Below are 18,271 nucleotides of genomic sequence, written 5' to 3' on the forward strand. Positions count from 1 at the left end.
GCGGAGCCCCGCGTCAGGCCAGGTCGGCCCGGACCCCGAACTCCTCCACCGCCCGCCCCACGATCGCCTCGAGGCGATCGTGATGGGCGCCCCGCCAGAACACGCGGGCGCAGTCCCCGCACTCGGCGAACACGTCGTACGTCCCCTTCGTGCCGCCCTCCAGGCGGTCCGCTACCTGTTCCTTCGTGGCCGGGCGGAGCGTGCCGTTGCAGGCGCCGCAGCGGGTCCAGGGGCGCAGTTCGGGGGCGAACCTGCCCAGGACGTCGCGGAGTTGGTCGTCCGGGCGGTCGCTGTAGACGTACGCGCCCGCCCACAGCTCCCGGCGGCGCAGCAGGCCCCGGTCGCGGCTGAGCAGGACGCGGCGTTCGGCGGCCGAGCGCGCGGCGAGGGCCGGGTCGCCGATGTCCGTGCTCTCGTACGCCGTATCGACGCCGAGCAGTCTCAGCCGCCGTGCCAGCGTGCCGAGATGGACGTCGAGGAGGAAGCGGAGCGGGGCGCCGGGGACGGGCTGGGGCCGCGTCACCGCGCGTACGAGGACGGTCTCGCCCGCAGCGGGGACGTGCCCCACGGCGACCTCCGCGCCGTCCACCACGAGCGCGCCGACCTCCGTCAGGGGCACGCCGAGCGACTTGACGACGTGCCCGAGCGTGGACGCGCCGTCCGTGACGGCCCTGGTGGGGCCCTTCCTGCGCTCGTGCGGGACGAACAGGGCCAGCTCCGGGGCGAAGCCGACGAGGATCTCCGGACCGTTCATGTGGTCAGGATGGCACGGCAAGTACCGTGGCCACCTGGGGTTTTCGCGCGTTCCTCAGCCGCTCGGAGTACCGGCGAACCCGCTCGTCAGCATGTCGAAGGTCCGGTCCACGAGGGCGGTCAGCTCGTCCTCGTGGTCGTGCTCCGCCCAGTACGCGGCGGTCTCGGTGAGCGCGCCGATCAGGCCCATGGAGAAGGCCCGCACCTCCAGGTCCCCGGCGTCGCGGCCGGTGCGCTCCGCGATGACGCGGCACAGGATGGCGCCGGTGACCGACATGCTCTCCAGCATCCGGGAGCGCACGGCGGGCACCTCGACCATCAGCTTGGTGCGCAGCCTGGAGACCTCGGGCTCCTCCGCGAAGCCGAGGGCGACCGCCCGGCGCAGCACGTGCCGCAGCGACTCCACGATCGGCTCGTCGGCGGGCCGGTCGCGCAACTCGCCCTCCAGGAGCGGGTCGTACTCGTCGGTGAGGACGATGTCCTCCTTGGTGGGGAAGTAGCGGAACACGGTGGAGGGCGAGACCTCCGCCGCCTCCGCGATCTGCTCGACCGTCGTCGCCTCGTACCCCTGTTCCCTGATCAGCCGGTAGGTCGCCTCCCGGATCGCCAGGCGGGTCTTGAGCTTCTTGCGCTCGCGAAGGCCCGGCCGGGGGGCGCTCGCGGGGGCGGAGGTTCGTGCGGCCGTCATGACGTCATTGTCGGGCATCGCTCCGGGCCCCGCCCAGGTCCGCGGGCCGCGCAGGCCCGTCGCCCTCGTCCGGCGGGAGCAGGTCCTTGCCCGGTGGGAGCGCGCCCTTGCCCGGCAGGAGCGCGGCGGCGAAGAGAGCCGTCACCAGGGCGGCGACTCCGCTGACGAGCAGGACGAGATCCATGCCGTGCAGGTACGCGGAGTTCGCGGACTCGCCGAGGCCCGGCGTGCCGAGCCGGTCGGCCACGGTGTGCGCGGCGACCACCGAATCGCCCGCCGCGTCGGCCGCGGGCCTCGGCAGACCGCCGGTGTCGAGCCGGTCGGCGTAGGCCCCGGCGAGCAGCGAGCCGAGCAGCGCGATCCCGAGGGCGCTGCCCACCTGCCGTACGGTCATGAGCAGACCCGTGCCGGATCCGGCACGCTCCACGGGCAGTGCGCCGAGCGCCGAGTCCATGGCCGGTACGACGGTGAAGCCGAAACCGGCACCGGCCAGCGTGAGCCAGAGCGCGGTGAAGCCGTAGCCGCTGCCGACGTCCGTGCGGCTGCCGAGGATCGCGGCGAAGGCGAGGACCACGAGCCCGCCGCTGATCACCGCGCGCGCTCCGAAGCGCCGCACCACGGGCTCGGCGCCCTTCGCCGCGACGAGCAGCCCGCCCATCATCGGCAGCATGCGCAGGCCCGTGCCGAAGGCGTCGTTGCCGAGGACGGCCTGGAGGTACTGCGGCAGCACGAACATCAGGCCGGAGAGCACGAACATCACCAGCGTCGCCGCGATCGCGTTCAGGAGGAAGGCGCGATCGCGCAGCAGCGACATGTCGAGCATCGGGCGCGGCATGCGGCGCTCGCGCAGGACGAGCGCGGCGACCAGCAGGGTGCCGCCCGCGAGCATCGCGAGGACGAGGGGGTCGGACCAGCCGCGTCCCGGCGCTTCGATGATGCCGTAGATGAGCGCGCCGAGTCCGGCGGCGGTCAGCGCGGTGGAGACGACGTCGACCCTGGGCGATGCGGGGTCGCGGGTCTCGGGCAGCAGGAACAGGCAGGCGGTCAGGCCGATCGCGACCATCGGGATGTTGATCAGGAAGATCGAGCCCCACCAGAAGTGGTCGAGCAGCCAGCCGCCGACGAGCGGGCCGAGCGGCGCGCCGAGCGCGGAGGCGGCGGAGACGATGCCGACGGCCTTGGTGCGCTCGCCCGGCGCGAAGAGCGCGGGCAGCACGGCGAGCGCGAGGGGCATGACGAGCGCGCCGCCCACGCCCATGACGGCGCGGGCCGCCACGACGAGGGAGACGTCGTCGGCCAGGGTGCCGATCAGCGAGCCCGCGAGGAAGATCCCCAGGCCGGTCATCAGCATCCTGCGCCGCCCGAACCGGTCGCCGAGGAGGCCCGCGGGGAGCATCAGGGAGGCGAAGACGACGACGTACGCGTCGGCCATCCACTGCTGCTCACCGGTGCTCGCGCCGAGCCGCGCGGCCATCGTCGGCAGCGCGACGTTGAGGATCGTCATGTCGAAGCCGAGCACGAGCATGCTCGCGACCAGGGCGCCCAGCGCCCACCAGCGGCGGGGGTCGTTCTGCCGCGCGGCGGCGGGGGAGGTGCTGACAGTGACCATAAAGTGAGAGTAGCTCTCAAAAGATTGTTGCTGTCAATATGCGAGTCGGTCCTGGAGGGTGCCGGGGCAGAAAAAAGCGGCCGCGGCTGGGGGCCGCGACCGCTGGAAAGAGAGGGGGGAGGTATGTCAGCCGTGCTGGTACGCCACCAGGGAGATGCCGACGTAGTGCACGGCGAACGCTGCGAGGGTCAGCGAGTGGAAGACCTCGTGGAAGCCGAAGAAGCGGGGCGAGGGGTTGGGGCGCTTGATGCCGTAGATCACGCCGCCCGCGCTGTAGAGCAGTCCGCCGACGACGACCAGGACGAGCACCGCGATGCCGCCGGTGCGCAGGAAGTCCGGCAGGAAGAAGACGGCGGCCCAGCCCATCGCGATGTAGCACGGCGTGTAGAGCCAGCGCGGGGCGCCGACCCAGAAGACGCGGAAGGCGATGCCCGCGACGGCGGCTCCCCAGACGCCCCAGAGCAGCCACTGTCCCTTCGCATCGGGGAGTAGCAGCATCGTCAGCGGGGTGTAGGTGCCCGCGATGATCAGGAAGATGTTGGAGTGGTCGAGTCTGCGCAGGACGCCGTCGGCCCGTGGGCCCCAGTTGCCGCGGTGGTAGAGCGCGCTCACGCCGAAGAGGAGACACGCGGTCAGGGCGAAGATGCCGCAGGCGATCCGGCCGCGGGTGGAGTCCGCGAGCGCGGTGAGCACCAGGCCGGAGATCAGCACCGCGGGGAACATGCCGGCGTGCAGCCAGCCGCGCATCTTCGGCTTCGCGGGGAGCGGCAGGGACGACGCGGGTGAAGCGAGTGAACTGGCGCCCGTGGGCTCGGGGATCGCTTCGGGGGCGGAGGCGGTCATGAGCGGCATCGTACCTACGGACCCGTAAGTCGGACATCAATCGGACGCAACCCCCACGTCCTCGTACAAGTGGCGATGCTCACGCCGCTCAGGTGTGAGGCCCTCTGGACAGATGCGCGGTTGCGTCGGATGATCAAATGAGTGCGGTCGGCACCGGATGAGCGCCAGAGGGAACTACACGTGAAGCGTCCGGGTCGCAGCCCCCACGGGGCATACATCCTCAAAAACCCCTCGATTAGGAGCAATCGTGGCGCGCGACATCGCGGCTCCCGTGTCCCTGGACACAGTCCCGACCAACCACCAGGAGCTGGTCTCCTGGGTCAACGAGATCGCCGAACTGACGCAGCCGGACAGGGTCGTCTGGTGTGACGGCTCCGAGGCCGAGTACGAGCGCCTGTGCGAAGAGCTCGTGGCCAAGGGCACGTTCAAGAAGCTCGACCCGATCAAGCGTCCGAACTCGTACTACGCGGCCTCCGACCCGACCGATGTCGCGCGCGTCGAGGACCGCACCTTCATCTGCTCCGAGAAGGAGGCGGACGCGGGCCCGACCAACCACTGGAAGGCCCCCGCCGAGATGCGGGAGATCTTCCAGGGCGAGAAGGGCGAGGGCGGCGTCTTCCGCGGCTCGATGCGCGGCCGGACGATGTACGTCGTGCCGTTCTGCATGGGCCCGGTCGGGTCACCGCTGTCCGCCATCGGTGTGGAGATCACGGACTCCGCGTACGTCGCCGTCTCCATGCGCACCATGACGCGCATGGGCCAGGCGGTCCTGGACGAGCTCGGCGACGACGGGTTCTTCGTCAAGGCCGTCCACACCCTCGGCGCCCCGCTCGCCGACGGCGAGGCCGACGTGCCGTGGCCCTGCAACTCCACGAAGTACATCTCGCACTTCCCCGAGGACCGCGAGATCTGGTCGTACGGCTCCGGGTACGGCGGCAACGCGCTGCTCGGCAAGAAGTGCTACGCGCTGCGCATCGCCTCCGTCATGGCGCGCGACGAGGGCTGGCTCGCCGAGCACATGCTGATCCTCAAGCTCACTCCGCCGCAGGGCGAGTCGAAGTACGTCGCCGCCGCGTTCCCGAGCGCCTGCGGCAAGACGAACCTCGCCATGCTGGAGCCCACGATCTCCGGCTGGACCGTCGAGACCATCGGCGACGACATCGCCTGGATGCGGTTCGGCGAGGACGGCCGCCTCTACGCGATCAACCCCGAGGCGGGCTTCTTCGGCGTCGCGCCCGGCACCGGCGAGCACACCAACGCCAACGCGATGAAGACGCTGTGGGGCAACTCGGTCTTCACCAACGTCGCGCTCACCGACGACGGCGACGTCTGGTGGGAGGGCATGACGGAGGAGACTCCCGCCCACCTCACCGACTGGAAGGGCAACGACTGGACGCCCGAGTCGGCCCGCGAAGCAAATGGATACCGTCCCGCCGCCCACCCGAACGCCCGCTTCACCACCCCGGCCTCGCAGTGCCCGATCATCGCGCCCGAGTGGGAGGACCCCAAGGGCGTGCCGATCTCGGCGATCCTCTTCGGCGGCCGCCGCGCCTCTGCCGTGCCGCTGGTGACCGAGTCCTTCGACTGGAACCACGGCGTCTTCCTCGGCGCGAACGTCGCCTCCGAGAAGACCGCCGCCGCCGAGGGCAAGGTCGGCGAGCTGCGCCGCGACCCGTTCGCCATGCTGCCGTTCTGCGGCTACAACATGGGCGACTACATGGCGCACTGGGTGAAGGTCGGCGCGGACAAGCCCGACCAGTCGAAGCTGCCCAAGATCTACTACGTCAACTGGTTCCGGAAGAACGCCGACGGCAAGTTCGTGTGGCCCGGATTCGGCGAGAACTCCCGCGTCCTGAAGTGGATCGTGGACCGTCTCGACGGCCGCGCCGAGGGCGTCGAGACCCCCATCGGCATCCTGCCGACGGTCGACTCGCTGGACACCGAAGGGCTCGACCTGGCCAAGGACGACCTGGAGTTCCTGCTCACGGTCGACAAGGAGGTCTGGCGCGAGGAGGCCTCGCTCGTCCCCGAGCACCTCAACACCTTCGGCGAGCACACGCCCAAGGAGCTGTGGGACGAGTACCGCGCCCTCGTGAAGCGTCTCGGCTGACGCCCGCACGTTCCGGATGGGCCCCGCACAACGGCGTGCGGGGCCCATCGGCGTGTGCGGAAGGAACACATCCGCTCATACACGCATCTTGGGCACCTTGCCTTCACATGGCTCTCACATGTTTCAATGTGCCCACACGGGGGGCCGCTGATCGACGCGTGCCGCCAAGAATGCCTGTGGGGGGCCGAGTTGAAGAAGTCTCAGCGGTTAAGAGGGGTGACGGGCGCCGCGCTCGCGGTGGTCATCGGCTCGGCGGGCCTGGTCGCGGTCGGCACGCCCGCCGCGTACGCGGCCACGCCCTCGGACGAGGTGGCCAAGCTGCCGATCTCGTCGTTCGGGGCGATGGTCGTCGACTCGGCGCACGAGCGCGTCTACGTCACCGACGGCGGTAAGGGCAGCGACGCCAGCCAGGTCCTGGTCTACAACTTCCAGGGCCAGCGGGTGGGTTCACTCGCCACCGACAAGCCGGTCTCCGGCATGGCGCTCAGCGCGGACGGCGCGACGCTGCACGTATCGCAGTCCAACCGCATGCTGAAGTTCGACACGGAGACGCAGACCAGGACCGGCGCGACCTTCGCGCCTTACGACGTGACCTGCGGCCGCGACGTGGCCCTTGCGGGCGGCAAGACGTGGTTCACGGAGACGCCCTACAGCGACTCGTACTGTGACCGGGTCGACAACACCACGTGGCTGCACCAGGTCGTCGACACCTCCTCGGTGCAGACCGGCTGGAGCGCCGCAGGACGGCTCAAGCTGGAGGCCGGTCCCGAGGCGCCGGACCGGCTCGTGATGGGGCAGGCGGCCGCGGGCGACAAGGCCAACCCGTTCCTCACCACGTTCGACGCGAGCGGCGAGACCCTGGTGCGCGGCCCCCAGCGGCGCTTCGCGGACGCCGACGGCAAGGGCGCGCTCGACCTGAAGGACATCGCGCAGAGCGCCGACGGCAAGCGGATCGCCGTCGCCGACGCGGCCTACGGCACCCGGCTGCTCGACGCCGCCGACCTGGCGGACGCCCCGACCGGCTACCAGCCGCTCCCGGCGGGCGCGAAGTCGTCGGCGGTGGCGTTCAGCGGCGACGGGAAGTACGTGGCGCGGGGCGCCGCCGCCTCGGGCAGCACGCCCGACCTGCTGATCCAGCCCGCCGACCCGGCGGAAGGCACGACGCCCATCGAATTCGCCTTCGAGAGCGAGCTCGACGGCGCGCGGGTCGTGCCGCAGGGGCTCGGCTGGGCCAAGGACGGCTCGCGGCTCTTCGCCGTGACGGCCAGCGGCAGCCAGCACTGGCTGCACGTCATCAAGCCGCCCGCCGCCCAGTACGACTCCCGCTTCACCGGCACGCTCGGCACCAGCCCGGCCACGCCCGTGGTCGGTGAGCCGCTCGGCATCCGCGGCAGGCTGGAGCTCGACGGACCCGCTCCCGCGGAGCCCGTGAAGGTCGTCGCGGTCCGCAAGGACGCCGAGGGCACCCAGGAGGTGGCGGCCGCCAGGGTCGCGGCCGACGGCAGCTTCACCGTCCTGGACGTGCCGGACAGGCTCGGCGAGGCGACGTACACGCTGCGCTTCCTCGGCGACGTGACGCACCGGCCCGCCGAGGACGTCACGCTCACGGTCGACGTGGCCAAGGCGCCGACGTCGATCGAGCTGACGGCGCCCGCCGAGGCGACCCGCGCGGGCGGCGTCGAGATCACCGGCAAGCTGGCGGGCCAGGGCCGCGCGCTGCCGTCGGGGATCGCGCTGAAGGTGACGCGGACCGACCGGTTCGGTACGACGGGCGAGCTGACGTCGGCGTCGGTCGCGGCCGACGGCACGTTCCGGATCAAGGACCTGCCGAACAAGCGCGGCAGGACCCTCTACGAGGTGAGCTACGACGGCGACGCGCTGCACACGGCGTCGGCGGCGCGGGCCACCGTGAAGATCACCGGCTAGGCGACGCATACCCCCGGTCGTCGTCACCGCTGGTGGCGCCCGGTCCGCGGCCTCCCCGGCCGCGGACCGGGGCCGTTCAGGAGGCGCCGACCAGGCGCGTGGCGTCCGCGTGGACGTCCATGCGCTCGGCGGCCAGGATCGCGGCCGCGGTGTCGGCGCGCGATGCCGCGACGACCAGGGCGCGGCCCGCGAGGGCATGGGCGCGCTGGTGCAGGGCGGTGAGGTGGGGTTCGTGGATGGCGCTCGCCACGGAGGACCGCGGGGGCTGTGCGCCGTGCCGCAGGCGGGCGACCTGATCCGCCAGCCGCTCGGCGGCCGCGTCAAGGTCGGCGGACGGGGCGAGTGCGCGCAGCTCGTCGGTGACGGCCAGCAGCGCCGCGAGGTGCCCGGCGAGCTGGATGTCCAGCTCCTCCTCGCGGGAGCGGTGCGGGAAGCCCGCGTCGTCGGCCATCGAGTGGACCGACTTGGTGCGGATCGGCTCGTACATGGGATGGCCTCCAAGCGGTATCTTGAAAGCCATCCTAGCTTAGATTCTGTCTAAAGTTGAGTCGGGCCTATCGGAGCCGCCTCACGGCTGGCCGTAGCCGTCCAGGAAGCGCCCGATCCGGGTGACCGCCTCCGTGAGGTCGGTCGCGGTGGGCAGCGTCACGACCCGGAAGTGATCGGGCTCGGGCCAGTTGAAGCCCGTGCCGTGCACGACCATGATCTTCTCGGCCCGCAGCAGGTCGAGGACCATCTGCCGGTCGTCCTTGATCTTGAAGACCTTCGGGTCGAGCCGGGGGAAGAGGTAGAGCGACCCCTTCGGCTTCACGCAGCTCACCCCGGGGATCTGGGTCAGCAGGTCGTACGCCGTGTCGCGCTGCTCCAGCAGGCGGCCGCCCGGCAGGACGAGGTCGTTGATGGTCTGGCGCCCGCTGAGCGCCGCGACGACGCCGTGCTGGCCCGGCATGTTCGCGCACAGGCGCATGTTGGCGAGGATCGTCAGGCCCTCGATGTACGAGGAGGCGTGCGCCTTCGGGCCCGAGATGGCCATCCAGCCCACCCGGTACCCCGCGACCCGGTACGCCTTCGACATGCCGTTGAAGGTGAGGGTCAGCAGGTCGGGGGCGATGGCGGCGGTCGGCGTGTGCGTCACGCCGTCGTAGAGGATCTTGTCGTAGATCTCGTCCGAGCAGACCAGGAGGTTGTGCCTGCGCGCGATGTCGGTGAGGCCGCGCAGCATGTCCTCGCTGTACACGGCGCCCGTCGGGTTGTTCGGGTTGATGATCACGAGCGCCTTGGTGCGGTCGGTGATCTTGCGCTCGATGTCGGCGAGGTCCGGCATCCAGTCCGCCTGCTCGTCGCAGCGGTAGTGCACGGCGGTGCCGCCGGAGAGGGAGACCGCGGCGGTCCACAGGGGGTAGTCGGGCGCGGGGACGAGCACCTCGTCGCCGTCGTCGAGCAGGCCCTGCATGGCCATCACGATGAGCTCGGAGACGCCGTTGCCGATGAAGACGTGCTCGACGTCGGTCTCGATGCCGAGGGTCTGGTTGTGCATGACGACCGCGCGGCGGGCCGCGAGCAGGCCCTTCGCGTCGCCGTAGCCGTGCGCGTCGCCCACGTTGCGGAGGATGTCCTCCAGGATCTCGGGCGGGCACTCGAAACCGAAGGCGGCGGGGTTGCCGGTGTTGAGCTTGAGGATGCGGTGGCCTGCGGCTTCCAGCCGCATGGCCTCCTCTAGGACCGGGCCTCGGATCTCGTAACAGACGTTGGCGAGCTTCGTCGACTGGATGACCTGCATGCGGTGGAGCGTACGCGTTTCGGGTGCGCAGGAGCGGGGCTTTTGCCTGGTCCCCGGTGCGCGGGTGCGGCTTCGTGTCGGCTGGGCGCGCAGTTCCCCGTGCCCCTCACGGGGCGCCCCCGCGCGGCAAAACCGTTCTGTCAGCGGTCAGTTGTGTCCGTTTGTGGTCTTGCCCTCCGGGTCCCGGGACTCAACAATGCGCATGACAAAGCCGAAGTCACTTCGGTCACACAGTCACTAGAGGGGACCCCCACATGAACAAGCCTCTCGTCGGTGCGTGCTTCGCCGCCCTCCTGATCGGAGCGACGGCGGCGCCCGCCACGGCAGTGAGCAACGAGGCACCCGCGAAGCCGAAGGCCAAGGCCGTCAACTTCGCGGGAACGGTGGCACTCAGCAACTGTTCCGGCTCCGTCGTCCGCGTGCCCGGCTCGAAGCCCGGCGACCCCGCGCTCGTCCTGTCCAACGGGCACTGCCTGGAGAGCGGCTTCCCGGGGCCCGGTGAGGTCCTCGTCAACAAGCCGTCGTCCCGGAGCTTCACGCTGCTCAACGCCTCGGGCGGCAACGCGGGCACGGTCAGGGCGAGCAAGATCGCGTACGGCACGATGACCGACACCGACATCTCGCTCTACCAGCTCACCAGCACCTACAGCGACATCGAGAGCAAGTACGGGATCAAGGCCCTCGAACTGAACTCGGCGCGCCCCCAGCAGGGCCGGGCGATCACCGTCGCCTCCGGCTACTGGAAGAAGCTGTACAAGTGCAACGTCGACGGCTTCGCGTACCGCCTCAAGGAGGGGAACTGGACCTGGAAGGACTCGGTCCGCTACACCTCCGCCTGCCAGACGATCGGCGGCACGTCGGGCTCTCCGGTGATCGACGACGAGACCGGCAAGGTCGTCGCCGTCAACAACACCGGCAACGAGAGCGGTGAGAGGTGCACGGACAACAACCCGTGCGAGGTCGACGAGAACGGCAAGGTCACGGTCCGCGAGGGCATCAACTACGCCCAGCAGACCTACTGGATCGTGCCGTGCGTCGCACCCGGCAACAAGATCGACCTGAGCCGCTCCGGCTGTGCGCTGCCGAAGCCCTCGGCCGTGAAGTAGCCCTTCCCGGTCCCGGCGGGGGAGCGGCGTCCGTGGCGCCGCCCCCGCCGGGCACCCGTGCCCGACGGAAACCTGTCACGGCCCGAGCAGACATGCTCGGGCGCCGTTGGTAGCGTTCCACCGGTGAAACCCTCGCACGGCCCCGACCGGCTCGACGACGACGACTATCCCGCCTACACGATGGGCCGGGCCGCCGAGATGATCGGTGCCACGCCCGGCTTCCTGCGGGCGGTCGGCGAGGCCGGGCTGATCACGCCGCTGCGGTCCGACGGCGGCCACCGCCGCTACTCCCGCTATCAGCTGCGCATCGCCGCGCGCGCCCGCGAGCTCGTCGACCAGGGCACGCCGGTCGAGGCGGCCTGCCGCATCGTCATCCTGGAGGACCAGCTCGACGAGGCGCTGCGCCTCAACGCGGAGCTGCGTCGTGCGGAAGACGCCTAGATATCTGTTCCGGCAAATGCAGAATTTCGCACGATGCGCGATGAGGGTCATTCGCGGGTGACGGTTCCGGCCGACAGTTCTAAAGAGGAAATCCGGCGCGGAAGCGAGTGCCGTGCTACTGTCGATTTCAGTTGCAGTTGTGGTTCCCAGAGACTCCAGGTGCTCCGGTCGGCGGTCCGTGCCGACGGGGCACTTTGTATTGCCGGAGCTTTTCCGGACGGGGCAATCATCGCGGCGACGTGGAGTCCGCACAGTGTGGGCTTCCGGGCACTGCCCCGAAGGAGATATGACATGGCTACTGGCACCGTGAAGTGGTTCAACGCGGAAAAGGGCTTCGGCTTCATCGAGCAGGAGGGTGGCGGCGCTGACGTCTTCGCCCACTACTCGAACATCGCCACCCAGGGCTTCCGCGAGCTCCAGGAGGGTCAGAAGGTGACCTTCGACGTCACGCAGGGCCAGAAGGGCCCGCAGGCCGAGAACATCGTTCCCGCCTGACGCTGACGCGTACTTCGTAGTCGGGGCCCGCACTTCGGTGCGGGCCCCGACTCGTTGCATTTCAGGGATCAATTCCCGCGTTCTGCATTGTTTTTCATTTCTTCACCGGATGTCGCGGTTATTTCCGTCGCCGATGGGAATTCCGTCCCGCGCGCCGTGCCGATGAAGGCCGCCGTCGCGCCGGGCAGCCAGCCGAGCGCCAGGCCCCACAGCGCGCCGAAGAGCGCCCCGGCGAGGGCGAGGCCCAGCCAGCCCCAGATCCCCGCCTCGACCATGCGGGCCGCGACCATGCCCCGCCAGACGCCCGCGGCGCCCGCGCCCGCGACCAGCGCCGTCCAGCCCGCGAGCAGCCGGCGCCCCCTGCCCGCTCGCGGGCGCAGCCGCAGGTGGCGGCGCATCCGCGCGGCGGCCACGGCGATCAGGAGCAGGGCCGCGAAGTTCTCGCAGAGCTGCCAGGACCAGTCCGTCGCGCCCAGCGGGGTCGCCCGCAGGCCGGGCAGGGCGTAGGGCACGCCGAGCGCGCTCGGCGCCACCGAGAGGCCGGCCCGCGCCGTGAACGCGGTCAGCAGCGTCGCGCTGCCGTGCAGCAGGACGAGCAGCAGACAGACGCAGGCCACCACGACCGTGCCGTCCGTCCGCGCCCGCAGCGAGTCGATCGTCGTCCGCATGGCGGGTCACTGTAGGCCGCGCGGAGCGGCGCCGACAGGGTTCGGGACGAAGAAAAGTGAACAATGCTCAGGTCTGTTGCGGCGGGGTGCCCGCGATCTACCATCCGGGCCATGAAAACCCCTGTGGCGTGGCGGACTTGGGTACTCGGCGGTGTCGTGCTCGCCGTCGCGGCCGCCCTCCTCGTCGCGGTCGGCCCCGAGGGCGCGGGCGCCGGGCGCGCCGACACCGCGAGCGGCCACCGGTGGATCACCGACCGGCAGGGCAGGGCCCTGGTGCTGCGCGGCCTGTCCACGGCGAGCAGCGCCAAGTCGGCGGCCGACGGCATGCCGTGGATCAAGGAGAAGGACGTCGCGCGCGAGCGGCGCGAGCTCGGCACGAACTTCGTCCGCTTCCTCGTCCAGTGGCGCAACGTCGAGCCCGCCCCGGGGACGTACGACAGGACGTATCTGAAGCGGGTCGCCGAGCGCGTGCGCTGGTACGGCGAGCGGGGCTATCACGTGCTGCTCGACATGCACCAGGACGTGTACGGGCCCGCGGTCGGCGGCAACGGCGCGCCGCCGTGGGCCACCGAGACCGACGGGCTGCCCGCCGCCCCCACCGACCCCTGGGAGCTCGGCTACGCCGAGCCGGGGACCGTCCGCGCCTTCGACCGTTTCTGGGGGACGGTCGAAGGCGGCGGGCGCGATCTGCGCAAGCACTACGTGGGCGCCCTGCGGGAGGTGGCCAGGTACTTCGCCGACGACGACACCGTCATCGGGTACGACCTGATGAACGAGCCCTGGGGCGGCAGCGTGCAGGGCCCGGCGTTCGAGTCGGGGCCGCTCGCCCGGCTCTACCAGGACGGCATCGACGCCGTCCGCACCGTCGACCCCGACCACTGGATCTTCGTCGAACCGTCCGCCATCGGCGCCAACTGGGGCTTCGCGACCGGGCTTCCGCGCCTGGCCGACCCGCGCGGCGACGGCGACGCGGCCCGCATCGCGTACGCGCCCCACCTCTATCCGCTGCCCATGGACCTCGGCGGCGGCTACGCGGGCGACACCAAGGGGCGGGTCGACACGTCGCTCGGGGCCTGGCGCGAGCAGACCGAGAAGGCCGCGCGGCGGCTCGGGGCCCCCGTCGTCATCGGGGAGTTCGGCCTCGACGTGGGCCTTCCGGGCGCCATGGAGTACGTCGAGAAGGTGCAGCGGACCGCCGACGAGATGGGGGCGGGCATCGCGTACTGGTCCAACGACCCGGGTTCCTGGGCCCCTTGGGACGCGGACATGAAACCGACCGCGCTGCTGCCGGTGCTCGACCGGCCCTACCCCAAGGCCATCGCGGGGGACCCCGTGGCCTACCGGTGGGACGCGGCCGACAAGGCGCTCACGGTGCGCTGGCGGGGCAGGGCCGGGGTGCGGGGCGGCACGGAGGTGTATCTGCCCGCGCGGCACTTCCCCGAGGGCGGGCGCGTGACGGGCGGCGGGGGCGCGGGGGGCGGCGACCAGGGCTCATGGGACGCCAAGTCCCGCACGCTCACGCTCGGTTCGGGACCCGGCGAGCACACCGTCCGCATCACACCGCGTGGGTGAAAGGGAAGAGTTCCCGCCCCTTGTCCGGTCGCCACAGGGACCCCAAGAATGCCCCTGACAACCGCACGACAGGCGTACGTCACAAGGGGGGCTCCACAGATGGGAAAGACGAGCAAGGCGCTCGCGGGCTCGATACTCGCGCTCGCACTGGCCGGTGCGGGGGCGGCACCGGCCTTCGCGGGGCACGCCGAGGCGGCCGGGAAGGGACCGGCCGAGAAGGCCAAGGCCGTCGACTTCGCGGGGACGGTGGCGCTCAGCAACTGTTCCGGCTCCGTCGTCCGAGGCCCCAAGTCCAAGCCGGGCGACCCGGCGCTCGTGCTCACCAACGGCCACTGCGTCGAGTCCGGTTTCCCCGGTCCCGGCGAGGTGGTCGTCGACCAGCCGTCCACCCGCACCTTCAAGCTGCTCGACGCCAAGGCGAACGAGGTCGCCACGCTCACCGCGTCCAAGGTGTCCTACGCGACGATGACGGACACCGACATCACGATCTACCAACTCACCAGCAGCTACCGCGACATCACCAAGAAGTACGGCATCAAGCCCCTTGAGCTCGCGGGCACCCACCCGGTGAAGGGACGCGCCATCACGGTCGTCTCCGGCTACTGGAAGAAGACCTACAGCTGCGCCATCGACGGATTCGCGTACCGCCTCAAGGAGGGCGACTGGACCTGGAAGGACTCGGTGCGCTACACCCCGGCCTGCAAGACCATCGGGGGCACCTCGGGCTCGCCCGTCATCGACCACAAGACCGGCAAGGTCGCCGCGATCAACAACACGGGCAACGAGGACGGCGAGAAGTGCACGTTCAACAACCCGTGTGAGGTCGACCGCAAGGGCAACGTGACCGTGCGCAAGGGCATCAACTACGCGCAGGAGACGTACGGGATCGTGCCGTGCCTCGGCAAGGGCAGCAGCATCGACCTGGATCGGAAGGGTTGCAAGCTGCCCCGGCCGACAGCGGCGCGGCGGTAACGGGCGGGAAACGTCGGGCTGTTCAGGGAGTCCGGCGTACGGCGCGTCCCGCGATGACGTCCGTGCGCCGGCCGTCCCGCATCACGAACCTGCCGTCGATCAGGACGTGCGGGACGCCGGTCGGGAGCGTGCGGGGGGCCTCGAAGGTGGACCCCGCCGCGACCGTCTCCGGATCGAAGAGGACCAGGTCGGCGCGGTAGCCCTCGCGGACCGTGCCCCGGTCGGCGAGGCGGAGCCGGGCGGCGGGGCGCGAGGTGAGGTGCGCGACGGTCTCCTCCAGGGACAGGACGCCCAACTCGCGCGCGTAGCGGCCGAGATACTGCGGGAACGTGCCGTACGCGCGCGGGTGCGGCTTGAAGCCCTGGAGGATGCCGTCGCTGCCGCCGGTGTGCACCCGGTGCCGCATGATCGCCTGGACGTTCTCCTCGTGACCCACGTGCTGGAGGATTGTGGAGCCCAGCTTGTCGTTGATGAGCAGACGGCGCGCGGTCACCCACGGCTCCTCGCCGCGCTGGGCGGCGGACTGCGCGATCGTCTTGCCGACGCAGGAGGCCAGGCCCGGGTCGCTCACCCCGGAGATCTCGATCGTGTCCCACTCGATGGGCACGCCGTGGCAGCCGTCGGCGCCGATGACCTCCATGTGGTGCCGGATCTTCTCGGCGGTCTCGTCGTCCTGGAGCCGGGCGAGGATCGCGTCCGGGCCGCCCTCGCTGGCCCAGCTGGGCAGCATGGCGACCAGCGTCGTACAGCCCGGCGTGTAGGGGTAGGTGTCCAGGGTGATGTCGGCGCCCTTGGCGAGGGCGTCGTCCAGGAGCGCGAGCAGGTCGGGTGCCTTCCCCTTGTTCACGCCGAAGTTCATGGTGGCGTGGGCGAGGTGGAGCGGGCAGTGCGCGGTACGGGTGAGGTTCACCATCTCCTCGTACGCCTGGAGGGCGCCCGCGCCGTAGCTGCGGTGGTGGGGGCAGTAGTAGCCGCCGAACCGGGCCACCACCTTGCACAGCTCGGTGAGTTCGGAGTCGTCGGCGTACATGCCGGGCGTGTACGTCAGGCCCGACGACATGCCGACGGCGCCCTCCCGCATCCCCTCGGCGACGAGCTGCTTCATGCGGTCAAGCTCGGCGGGGGTCGCCGGGCGGTCGTCCCAGCCCATGGCGTGCATGCGGACGGTGCCCTGGGGGATCAGGTACGCGGCGTTCACCGCGATGCCGTGGCCGCCGTGCGCGTTGTCGAGCGCGTCCAGGTAGCCGCCGACCGTGCGCCACGTGAAGTCGATGTCGCTGCCGTCGCCGTTCCAGCCGGTGATGGCTTGGCGGACCTGGGCGAGGGTGCGGTCGTCCACGGGGGCGTAGCTCAGGCCGTCCTGGCCGATGACCTCCAGGGTGACGCCCTGGGCGGCTTTCGCGGTGTGCGCGGGGTCTCTGAGCAGGGCGAGGTCGCTGTGCGCGTGCATGTCGATGAAACCGGGTGCTAGCGCCAGGCCCTGGGCGTCCAGGTTGCTCTGCCCCGTCGGGCGGGGGCCTGTGCTCTCCCCCTCCCGGTGGATCGTGGTGATCCTGCCCTCGTGTACGCCGACGTCGGCGCGGTAGGAGGCACCTCCGGTGCCGTCTATGACGCGTGCGTCTCGGATCACCAGGTCCATGGGTGCCTCTCCTTGTTCGTTCGGCTGCGGCTCTGCTGTGGTGCACCCGACCTCCGGCCGGGTATTTCGTTCCCACCCGCACCACCCGTGCGGGTTTCGTCGCCGGGTGCGGGTGGCCCCGGCGGGGGTTGCCCACCGCCGGCGGCTGACGGGCGGGGGGCCTCCGACGCCCCTACGCCGAGGGTGCGGTCCCTACGCCCACGGTGCGGTGCGGAGCAATCGGGTGGGCGGGTGGGGGTGATCCGCCGCGGAGCGGCGGGCCTGTTCCTACCCCCGCCCAAGACCCCCCGGTCAGAAATACGTGCGGATGTAGTCGACGACCGTCCCGTCCCCCTCGACCAGAGGAATCAGCTGCCACTTGTCGAACGCCGTGCACGGGTGCGAGAGGCCCATCCCGATCCAGTCGCCCACGGCGAGTTCCGCCTCGGGGGCCGTACGGACCCACCCGTGCTGGTCGGAGAGCCCGGTGACCGTGACCCCGGTCGCGGGGCGCTCGAGCCCACCGCGCCGTACGACCTGCGCTTCGGGCAGATCGAGGTCGTACGCCGCGTCCCGCTTGCCCGCGTTGGTGAACGCCTGCTCGGCGGAGGGCCGGGAGACCACCTGGGCCCAGAGCCGGAAGGCGGGCTCAAGAGCGCCCTCGTCGGGCACGCGGTTGAACGGGGTGAGATGCCGGTAGTGGCCGTCGTCGTGCGAGACGTACGCGCCGGAGCGCAGCAACTTCAGGACGGGCAGGGAGAGTTCGGGGATCTCCGCGAAGACATCGGCGACCGCGTCGAACCACGCGCTGCCGCCCGCGCTGACCACGACCTCCGGCAGATCGGCGAACCGCCCCGCCTTGTCGAACTCGACGAGCAGCGCGACGAGCCGGCGCAGCCACGCGGTGACCGTCGCGGTCGACGCCTCGGGGACCTCGCCCTCGTACCCGGCGACGCCCACGAGCCGCAGCGTGTCCGCGCCCGCGACGGCGTTGGCGATCTCGAAGCACTCGACCTCGGTCCGCGCGCCGGTCCGCGCCCCGTCGCCCGCGGCCAGTTCGACCACGACGTCGACCGGACGGGTGGCGCCCGCCTCGCTGAGGGCGGCGTGCATGAGGTCGGCTCCGCGTACGGAATCGACGTAACAGACGAAGCGGAAGCCGGGGTCGGCGGTGAGTTCACCGGCGAGCCAGCGCAGCGCGGCCGCGTCGACGAGTTCGTTGGCGAGGAAGATCCGCGAGACGCCGAACTCCCTTGCCACGCGCACCTGGTGGGGCACCGCGAGCGTGATGCCCCAGGCGCCGCGCGCCAGTTGGCGGTGGAAGAGCTGCGGGGCCATGGACGTCTTGCCGTGCGGGGCGAAGGCGAGGCCGTGCCGCTCGGCGTACGTCTCCATGAGCGCGAGGTTGTGCTCGAGGCGCTCGGCGGAGAGCGCGAGGACCGGGGTGGTGAAGCCGCCGGTGAAGAGGTTCCTGCGCTGGGCCGCGAGCTCGCCGACGGTGAGCCCTTCCGCGTCCGGCGGCAGACCCTTGAAGCGGTGGTCCACGCGCTCGTCGGCGAGCCGGGCGAGCCTGTCGTCCGGTGACTCGGCGGGACGGTCGACGGCGTTGTCGGCGGCCATGGGCGTCTCCTTCAGGAGTGCGTTGCATCATGTGCAACGGTCATTGCGTATGTCGCTTACTGCTGTCTAA

16 protein-coding genes are annotated in these 18,271 nt (G+C 71.0%); 7 read left to right on the forward strand and 9 right to left on the reverse strand.

Features of this window, described 5'->3' with window-relative positions:
- Positions 1 to 13: 13 nt before the first annotated feature.
- The 4 genes from KY5_RS25970 to trhA form a co-directional block, all read right to left on the reverse strand.
- On the reverse strand, positions 14 to 754 hold the full coding sequence (locus KY5_RS25970) for a Mut7-C RNAse domain-containing protein (protein ID WP_098244487.1): 741 nt from the start codon (positions 752 to 754) through the stop codon (positions 14 to 16).
- 54 nt (positions 755 to 808) lie between these two features.
- The gene (locus KY5_RS25975) at positions 809 to 1,441 is read right to left on the reverse strand and encodes a TetR/AcrR family transcriptional regulator (protein ID WP_098247484.1); all 633 of its coding nucleotides are present in this window, start codon (positions 1,439 to 1,441) and stop codon (positions 809 to 811) included.
- A gap of 4 nt (positions 1,442 to 1,445) precedes the next feature.
- A complete protein-coding gene (locus KY5_RS25980) occupies positions 1,446 to 3,050 on the reverse strand; it encodes an MFS transporter (RefSeq protein WP_098244488.1) in 1,605 nt (534 codons plus the stop codon).
- A 126-nt stretch (positions 3,051 to 3,176) separates the two neighbouring features.
- A complete protein-coding gene (gene trhA, locus KY5_RS25985) occupies positions 3,177 to 3,902 on the reverse strand; it encodes a PAQR family membrane homeostasis protein TrhA (protein WP_199843235.1) in 726 nt (241 codons plus the stop codon).
- A gap of 238 nt (positions 3,903 to 4,140) precedes the next feature.
- Between trhA and KY5_RS25990 the strand changes: the two genes are divergently transcribed.
- Both KY5_RS25990 and KY5_RS25995 read left to right on the forward strand, forming a co-directional pair.
- Positions 4,141 to 6,003: a phosphoenolpyruvate carboxykinase (GTP) gene (locus tag KY5_RS25990; protein WP_098244489.1), complete on the forward strand. Its 1,863-nt coding sequence runs from the start codon at positions 4,141 to 4,143 to the stop codon at positions 6,001 to 6,003.
- A gap of 189 nt (positions 6,004 to 6,192) precedes the next feature.
- Positions 6,193 to 7,929 carry an Ig-like domain repeat protein gene (locus KY5_RS25995; RefSeq protein WP_234362867.1) on the forward strand — a complete coding sequence of 579 codons (1,737 nt, stop codon included), beginning with the start codon at positions 6,193 to 6,195 and terminating at the stop codon, positions 7,927 to 7,929.
- 76 nt (positions 7,930 to 8,005) lie between these two features.
- Here the strand turns inward: KY5_RS25995 and KY5_RS26000 are convergent, their stop codons facing one another.
- Positions 8,006 to 8,416, reverse strand: coding sequence for a hypothetical protein (locus KY5_RS26000; RefSeq protein ID WP_098244490.1), 411 nt, complete (start codon positions 8,414 to 8,416; stop codon positions 8,006 to 8,008).
- An 81-nt stretch (positions 8,417 to 8,497) separates the two neighbouring features.
- Positions 8,498 to 9,709 (reverse strand): pyridoxal phosphate-dependent aminotransferase, encoded by a 1,212-nt coding sequence (locus tag KY5_RS26005; protein ID WP_098244491.1) that lies wholly within the window; start codon positions 9,707 to 9,709, stop codon positions 8,498 to 8,500.
- Between the two features lie 254 nt (positions 9,710 to 9,963).
- Here KY5_RS26005 and KY5_RS26010 point away from each other — a divergent pair, with 254 nt between their 5' ends.
- From KY5_RS26010 to KY5_RS26020, 3 genes are all read left to right on the forward strand, one after another.
- On the forward strand, positions 9,964 to 10,815 hold the full coding sequence (locus KY5_RS26010; RefSeq protein WP_098244492.1) for a S1 family peptidase: 852 nt from the start codon (positions 9,964 to 9,966) through the stop codon (positions 10,813 to 10,815).
- 123 nt (positions 10,816 to 10,938) lie between these two features.
- The gene (locus KY5_RS26015; RefSeq protein ID WP_234362868.1) at positions 10,939 to 11,256 is read left to right on the forward strand and encodes a MerR family transcriptional regulator; all 318 of its coding nucleotides are present in this window, start codon (positions 10,939 to 10,941) and stop codon (positions 11,254 to 11,256) included.
- Positions 11,257 to 11,547: 291 nt separating this feature from the next.
- A complete protein-coding gene (locus KY5_RS26020) occupies positions 11,548 to 11,751 on the forward strand; it encodes a cold-shock protein (RefSeq protein WP_030788646.1) in 204 nt (67 codons plus the stop codon).
- A 68-nt stretch (positions 11,752 to 11,819) separates the two neighbouring features.
- Here the strand turns inward: KY5_RS26020 and KY5_RS26025 are convergent, their stop codons facing one another.
- Positions 11,820 to 12,419, reverse strand: coding sequence for a hypothetical protein (locus KY5_RS26025; protein ID WP_098244493.1), 600 nt, complete (start codon positions 12,417 to 12,419; stop codon positions 11,820 to 11,822).
- Positions 12,420 to 12,530: 111 nt separating this feature from the next.
- Between KY5_RS26025 and KY5_RS26030 the strand changes: the two genes are divergently transcribed.
- Both KY5_RS26030 and KY5_RS26035 read left to right on the forward strand, forming a co-directional pair.
- Entirely contained in the window at positions 12,531 to 13,991 is a 1,461-nt protein-coding gene (locus tag KY5_RS26030) for a cellulase family glycosylhydrolase (RefSeq protein ID WP_098244494.1), read from the forward strand.
- A gap of 99 nt (positions 13,992 to 14,090) precedes the next feature.
- Positions 14,091 to 14,963: a trypsin-like serine peptidase gene (locus tag KY5_RS26035; protein WP_098244495.1), complete on the forward strand. Its 873-nt coding sequence runs from the start codon at positions 14,091 to 14,093 to the stop codon at positions 14,961 to 14,963.
- A gap of 22 nt (positions 14,964 to 14,985) precedes the next feature.
- On the opposite strand, the gene KY5_RS26040 is transcribed toward KY5_RS26035, so the two are convergent.
- Together KY5_RS26040 and KY5_RS26045 are read right to left on the reverse strand one after the other, a co-directional pair.
- Positions 14,986 to 16,602 (reverse strand): N-acyl-D-amino-acid deacylase family protein, encoded by a 1,617-nt coding sequence (locus KY5_RS26040; RefSeq protein WP_098244496.1) that lies wholly within the window; start codon positions 16,600 to 16,602, stop codon positions 14,986 to 14,988.
- Between the two features lie 291 nt (positions 16,603 to 16,893).
- Positions 16,894 to 18,201, reverse strand: a complete 1,308-nt coding sequence (locus tag KY5_RS26045) for an amino acid deaminase (protein ID WP_098244497.1) — start codon at positions 18,199 to 18,201, stop codon at positions 16,894 to 16,896.
- Positions 18,202 to 18,271 lie beyond the last annotated feature (70 nt).

This window comes from Streptomyces formicae (genome assembly GCF_002556545.1).
Taxonomy (GTDB): domain Bacteria; phylum Actinomycetota; class Actinomycetes; order Streptomycetales; family Streptomycetaceae; genus Streptomyces; species Streptomyces formicae_A.

Coding starts and splice junctions, on each gene's coding strand:
- KY5_RS25970 (WP_098244487.1), bottom strand. CDS start 754: ATGAACGGTCCGGAGATCCTCGTCGGCTTCGCCCCGGAGCTGGCCCTG.
- KY5_RS26030 (WP_098244494.1), top strand. CDS start 12,531: ATGAAAACCCCTGTGGCGTGGCGGACTTGGGTACTCGGCGGTGTCGTG.
- KY5_RS26045 (WP_098244497.1), bottom strand. CDS start 18,201: ATGGCCGCCGACAACGCCGTCGACCGTCCCGCCGAGTCACCGGACGAC.
- KY5_RS26040 (WP_098244496.1), bottom strand. CDS start 16,602: ATGGACCTGGTGATCCGAGACGCACGCGTCATAGACGGCACCGGAGGT.
- KY5_RS26035 (WP_098244495.1), top strand. CDS start 14,091: ATGGGAAAGACGAGCAAGGCGCTCGCGGGCTCGATACTCGCGCTCGCA.
- KY5_RS26025 (WP_098244493.1), bottom strand. CDS start 12,419: ATGCGGACGACGATCGACTCGCTGCGGGCGCGGACGGACGGCACGGTC.
- KY5_RS25975 (WP_098247484.1), bottom strand. CDS start 1,441: ATGACGGCCGCACGAACCTCCGCCCCCGCGAGCGCCCCCCGGCCGGGC.
- trhA (WP_199843235.1), bottom strand. CDS start 3,902: ATGCCGCTCATGACCGCCTCCGCCCCCGAAGCGATCCCCGAGCCCACG.
- KY5_RS25980 (WP_098244488.1), bottom strand. CDS start 3,050: ATGGTCACTGTCAGCACCTCCCCCGCCGCCGCGCGGCAGAACGACCCC.
- KY5_RS26010 (WP_098244492.1), top strand. CDS start 9,964: ATGAACAAGCCTCTCGTCGGTGCGTGCTTCGCCGCCCTCCTGATCGGA.
- KY5_RS26005 (WP_098244491.1), bottom strand. CDS start 9,709: ATGCAGGTCATCCAGTCGACGAAGCTCGCCAACGTCTGTTACGAGATC.
- KY5_RS26020 (WP_030788646.1), top strand. CDS start 11,548: ATGGCTACTGGCACCGTGAAGTGGTTCAACGCGGAAAAGGGCTTCGGC.
- KY5_RS26000 (WP_098244490.1), bottom strand. CDS start 8,416: ATGTACGAGCCGATCCGCACCAAGTCGGTCCACTCGATGGCCGACGAC.